The organism is Candidatus Krumholzibacteriia bacterium (genome assembly GCA_035268685.1).
Lineage (GTDB): Bacteria > Krumholzibacteriota > Krumholzibacteriia > JAJRXK01 > JAJRXK01 > JAJRXK01.
Genome location: DATFKK010000020.1, coordinates 1 through 5,322, shown reverse-complemented (window position 1 = coordinate 5,322; position 5,322 = coordinate 1). Strand labels below are relative to the sequence as shown.

General features: G+C 67.0%; 4 protein-coding genes. All 4 read right to left on the bottom strand.

Translation table 11 applies throughout. From position 1 onward, the window contains the following. Nucleotides 1-798 (bottom strand): bifunctional metallophosphatase/5'-nucleotidase (locus VKA86_01920; protein ID HKK69946.1); only part of this gene is annotated, 798 nt, incomplete at its 3' end. A gap of 144 nt (nucleotides 799-942) precedes the next feature. Then, nucleotides 943-1,596 (bottom strand): peroxiredoxin-like family protein, encoded by a 654-nt coding sequence (locus VKA86_01915; protein HKK69945.1) that lies wholly within the window; start codon nucleotides 1,594-1,596, stop codon nucleotides 943-945. 17 nt (nucleotides 1,597-1,613) lie between these two features. Further along, nucleotides 1,614-4,736 carry an efflux RND transporter permease subunit gene (locus tag VKA86_01910; GenBank protein ID HKK69944.1) on the bottom strand — a complete coding sequence of 1,041 codons (3,123 nt, stop codon included), beginning with the start codon at nucleotides 4,734-4,736 and terminating at the stop codon, nucleotides 1,614-1,616. Next, nucleotides 4,733-5,322, bottom strand: a 590-nt coding sequence (locus VKA86_01905) for an efflux RND transporter permease subunit (protein ID HKK69943.1), incomplete at its 5' end; no start/stop codon positions are given. The genes VKA86_01910 and VKA86_01905, both read right to left, overlap by 4 nt.

The following is a 5,322-nucleotide window of genomic DNA, read 5'->3' as shown; positions in this document are numbered from 1 at the left end:
GGGGGCGGCCGCCACATCGCCCGGGAGCAGGGTGTTGCCCGGGTTGGCGAGCAATTCGTCGCCACCACCGGCCACGACCGCATCGATGTCCCGGAGTTGGCCGACCACGGAGATCTCCTCGGCCAGCCCCTGCAGATGGCTGATCAGCAGGATCTTGTCGACCCCTGCGCCCTGCAGGGCCGAGATCTCGGCCTCGATGGCCGGCACCACGGCACCGATGATCACGTTCCGGGGTGCGCTGATGAATCGAATGTTCGGGGTGGTCGCACCGATGATCCCGACGTCACCGATCGCGGTGTTCACCACCGTGCTCCGGGCGATCGTACCGGCCGACACCAATGCCTGCAGCGCGGGTTCGGCGCCGAAGTCGAGATTGGCGGACACGTACTGGGGTGCGTTCACGAACCCGGCGAAGAAGTCGGCCAGCGTGTCGGGACCGAAGTCGAAGTCGTGATTGCCCAGCGTCAGGGCATCGTAGCCGATCGACTCGATGGCCAGGGTGTCGAAGAACGGGATGCCGTTCGAGAAGCTGGCGTTGAACTCGGGGCCCGGGAGGAAGTTGTCGCCCGAGCTGACCGTGATCCGACCTTCACCGGCCGGGACGAGCCCACGCTCACGGTCGAGGGTCGCGACGAAGCGAGCAATGCCGCCGGTGTCGCCGGTCGGCAGTAGCTGCGATTCACCGTCATTGTTGTGGAAGATGGTCAGTCGATCGGTCTGTGCCGAGGCCGGCCCGGCCACGATCAGCAGACCGAGTGCGAGGAGCAGCGCCGTACGGAACGTGCGCGAAGGGTTCATGTGTGGTGACTCCTGGGTGGTTGGAGACGGACCTCCTGGCGGAGGCCGTGAGCGCCTCCGACTGAACCACGGATCGACCGTGCTTCGTTTTGGCCTTCGATGAAGCGTTCGTCGAGGCGCGATGAAGCGCCGTCGGAGTCGGTCTCAGCCCGTTCTCAGATCGCGCAGTGCGTCGATGAAGTCCTGGGGTTCCCCGCGGTGGGAAGGGTCGATGTCGTGGAAGGCGCGGCGGATCACGCCGTCGGTGTCGACCAGATAGGTGGCGGGAACGGGCAGCTCGAAGGTCGAGGTCTCCTGCCGGGAAGGGAGATCGAGCCCGAAGGACAGGTAGAGGGTACGAAGCGCCTCGGGCAGCGTGTACACGAGCCCGAAACGGCGCGCGACCTCGTTGCGATGATCACTGAGCACGGGGAAGGTCAGCTGGTTCGCTTCGGCCGTCTCTCGCAGCAGTTGCGGGGTCTCGGGCGAGATCGCGAGCAACGAGGCCCCGGCGTGTTCGATCGATTCGATCAATTGCTGGTAGGCACGCAGCTCGAGCGAGCAGAACGGGCACCACCCGCCACGGAAGAAGTCGAGGATCACTGGTCCCCGTTCCAATGTGGGCCGGAGCGAGACGAGCTCGGACTGCGTGTCGGGGAGTGCGAAGTCGGGTGCGCGATCCCCCACGCCCAGCGCCTCGCCCCCGGCGCCGGTCTCGCGCAGGTAGCGCATCGCCTCTCGTGTGACCTCGAGGTGGGCCGGCGGGGTCTGGGCAAGTTCCTCTTCGCGGATCGTGTCGAGCTGGTCCTGCAGCGACATAGGGGCTCCGGGAGGGATCAGGGCGTGGAATCGATCGCGGCCGCGCGTCGTCGGGGCAGGAGCGCGCGACCGGAGCGCACGAGGGAGCGTCCGACGCCTCCGAGCGTGTCCTCGACCACCACGATCATCACCGGAAGCAGGAGCGTGGTGAGGACGGTGCTGATGGCCAGCCCGCCCATGAGGACCAGCGCCATGGTGTGATAGTACACGCCTCCCACGGCGGGTTGCTCGACGACGATCGGGATCAGTCCGATGAGCGTGGTCATGGCCGTCATCAGGATCGGTCGCAGACGCTCCCGCCCCCCTTCGACGATGGCCCGGTCGCGATCCATGCCCTGGCGACGGTAGCCGTTGACATGCTCGATCATGACGATGCCGTTGTTCACGACCACTCCGATCAACAACAGGAATCCGACCACCGCCGGGATGTCGAGGTCGGCCCCGAACAGATAGAGGCTCCAGATGCCTCCGGACAGGGCGAAGGGCAGGGCGATCATCAGACCCACTGCCTGTCGTACCGACTCGAACAGACCGGCCATGACGGCGAACACCAGGAGCAGGGCCAGGGCGATGTTCGTGAGGATCTCGTTGGCCTGTTCCTCCTGCCGTTGCTGCCAACGGCCCCACTGCCAGGAGTAGCCGTAGGGGAACTCCATCCCGGACAGTAGCCGCGTGACGGCGGGCATGTAGTCGGACCGTGTGCCTTCGTCGTACTCGGCGCCGACCCACAGGCTGGTGAGACGGTCATCGCGCTGGATGCGTTCGGGAGCAGGTACGGTTTCGACGTCGGCGAGTGACCCGAGGGGGATCTTCTCGCCCTCGGCGGTCCACAGGGGGAGCACCATGAGCTGGCCGACGGACTCTTCCTGGCTCTCGTCGAGGGTGAGTCGCATCTCGCGCTCACCCTGGGGCGTGCGGTAGCGGGGCAGGCGCTGACCACGGTAGGTGAGGCCGATCACCTGGCTCATCTGCTGCGGCGGCACCCCGTAGCGGCTGGCGAGATCGCGATCCGGAATCACGTGGAGCTCTTCCTGCCCTTCTTCGTTGCTGCTGAAGGGATCACGCAGACCGGGGATCGCGGCGAGTTCGCGCTGGACCTGCTCGGCCAGGCGCGCCAGCACCGCCGAGTCCTGCCCCACGAGCTGGAAGGCCACACGCTTGCCCCGATCCTGCCGCCAGTGTTGGCGGTTCTCCTGCACCTCGATCTCCACGCCGGCGACCTCGGGCAACAGCTCGCGGAGCTTCGACCGTACGTGCGCCAGGTTCTCGGGCGTGGCCTGGCCCTCCTCGAGGTACACGCGCGTGAGCGAGAAGCGGTCGCTCCAGAAGCTGTAGATGGATCGGGCCATCAATTCCTGGCGGTGGGGCTCGAGTTCGGCCTCGACCAGTTCCACCAGTTCACGCTTGCGCTCGAGGCCGACCGGCTCGCTGATGTCGTAGCGGACCTGGACGAAGAGTTCCGCCTCGTCGGTGTCGAAGTTCTTGTCGACGTTCTGCAGGGCCCACCAGCCGGACGCCGCCAGTACGCCCCCGAGGGCGAGGGCGCCGGCGCGCCGCAGGATCCGGCCGCCACGGCCCGACCGCGGTCCGCCGATCAGCAGCTGTACGAGTCCGGCGTAGCGGCGTTCGAGCCACAGCAGGACCGGACTCTTCGGCCGCGGCTTGCTGCGGATGAACCACGACGTGGCCATGGGAATCAGCGTCTGGCTCACGAACAACGACGCGAGCAGCGTGACGCAGACGGTGATGCCCAGCTCCTTCAGGTAGAGATTGATCTCGCTGGGCTTGTTGAACACCATCGGCAGGAAGACGATCACGGTGGTCATGGTGGCCGCGGTCACCGCCGTGGCGACCTCGCGCGCGCCGATCAGTGCCGCCTTCCGTTGGGGCAGTCCCTTCTCCTGGTGGCGGAAGATGTTCTCGATCACCACCACGGCGTTGTCGACCAGCATGCCGATGCCGACGATCAGGCCGAGGAGGGTGAGCGTGTTCAGGGTGCCGCCCTTCGCCCAGATGAAGCCGCAGGCCACGATCAGACTGAACGGAATGCACAGGACCGACACGATCGTCGTCGAAACGCGCCGCAGGAACACGAACAGCACCACGGCGGCGAGCATCGCACCGAAGACTCCGGTGAAGGCCAGATCCTTCAGGGTCTTCACGATCTCGTCGCTCTGGCTGAACCAGACGAGGAAGCTCACGCCCTCGAGCTCGGGATCGTCGGCCATGGCGGCGATCCGGTCCTTCAATTCTCGGCCGACCTCGACCACGTTGGCGTTCGCCTCGGCGGCCACCGTGATCCCGACCGCGAAGTCGCCGTCGAGGTGACGGCCGTACTCCAGCGGTGGCTGCGCGTACACCACGTCGGCGACGTCCTGCAGCCGCAGGCCGTCGTCGCGCAGAGGCAGGGCGCGGATCTCCTCGACGCTCCGGAAGCTACCCACGGTGCGCAGGTCGAAGCGCGTGTCGCCGTCGCGGATGTGGCCGAGGGACTGGTCGAGATTGTTCGTGCGCAGGGCGGTGGCCACGTCGCGCACGTCGATCCGGTGACGTTCGAGCGCGTCCACGTGGAGGTTCACGCGGACTTCCTTCGGTTCCACGCCGTCGAGTTCGACACTGGCCACGCCGGGCACGCGCTCGAGCGGACGGATGATCTTGCGCTCGAGCAGGTCGTAGCTCTCGCTCAGATCGCGCACCGAACTCAGGCGGCCCTCGAGGACGGGCCGGTCGGCGTCGCGTCCGCCCCAACCGTTGCTCACCTGGATGTCGCCCAGGTCCTCGGGCAGGTCGCGACGGATACGGTCGATCTTCTCCCAGACCTCGACGCGAGCCATCTGCAGGTCGGTGCCCCAGTCGAAGCCCAGGCGGACCCGGCCTCCGTCGGTGCCGCAGCGCGACCACATGCTGTCGAGACCCTTCACCGAACCGAGCGCGTCCTCGACCGGGCGGACCACCATGCGTTCGACCTGTTCGGGCGAGGCGCTGTTCCAGGGGAGGATCACGAAGAGCTGGGGCTCTTCGACTTCGGGCAGGAAGGCCAGCGGCAGACGGGTGAGGGCGACGCCGCCGAGGACGACCAGGCTGATGAGGATCATCAGCGTGGTCACGTGCCGGCGAATGGCGAGTTCGGGCAGGGTCACACCGAGGCCTCCTCGACCAGCGCCTCGTCCTGCAGGTGGCTCACCTTCGACGGTACGAGGGCGTAGGCGGCGGGGATCACGACGAGCGTCAGCAGCGTACTCAGCGTGAGCCCGCTGGCCACGGTGATCGCCAGCGGGGCGCGCAGCTCGGCACCGTCGCCCCAGGCCAGGGCCATGGGCAGCAGGCCGAGCACGGTGGTCAGGGTGGTCATGAGGATCGGGCGCAGGCGCACGTGGCCGGCGCGGACCACGGCATCGGCCTTGTCCATGCCGAGCCGCCGGTAGCGGTTGATCGTGTCGATCAGGACGATCGCGTTGTTCACGACGATCCCGACGAGCATCACGGTGCCGATCAGTACGATCACCGAGATCGTCGTGTTGGTCAGCAGCAGTCCGGCGACGACACCGACGAGCGCGAGCGGAATCGTGAAGAGCACCAGGAAGGGATGCAGGAAGCTCTCGAAGGTCGAGGCCATCACCAGGTACACGAGGAAGATGGCCAGTGCGATCGCGAAGCGCAGGCTGGAGAAGGACGTGTCCATCTCGGCGTTCTGGCCGCCGAGCTCGGAGGTGATGCCCTCGGGCA

Coding starts and splice junctions, on each gene's coding strand:
- VKA86_01915 (HKK69945.1), bottom strand. CDS start 1,596: ATGTCGCTGCAGGACCAGCTCGACACGATCCGCGAAGAGGAACTTGCC.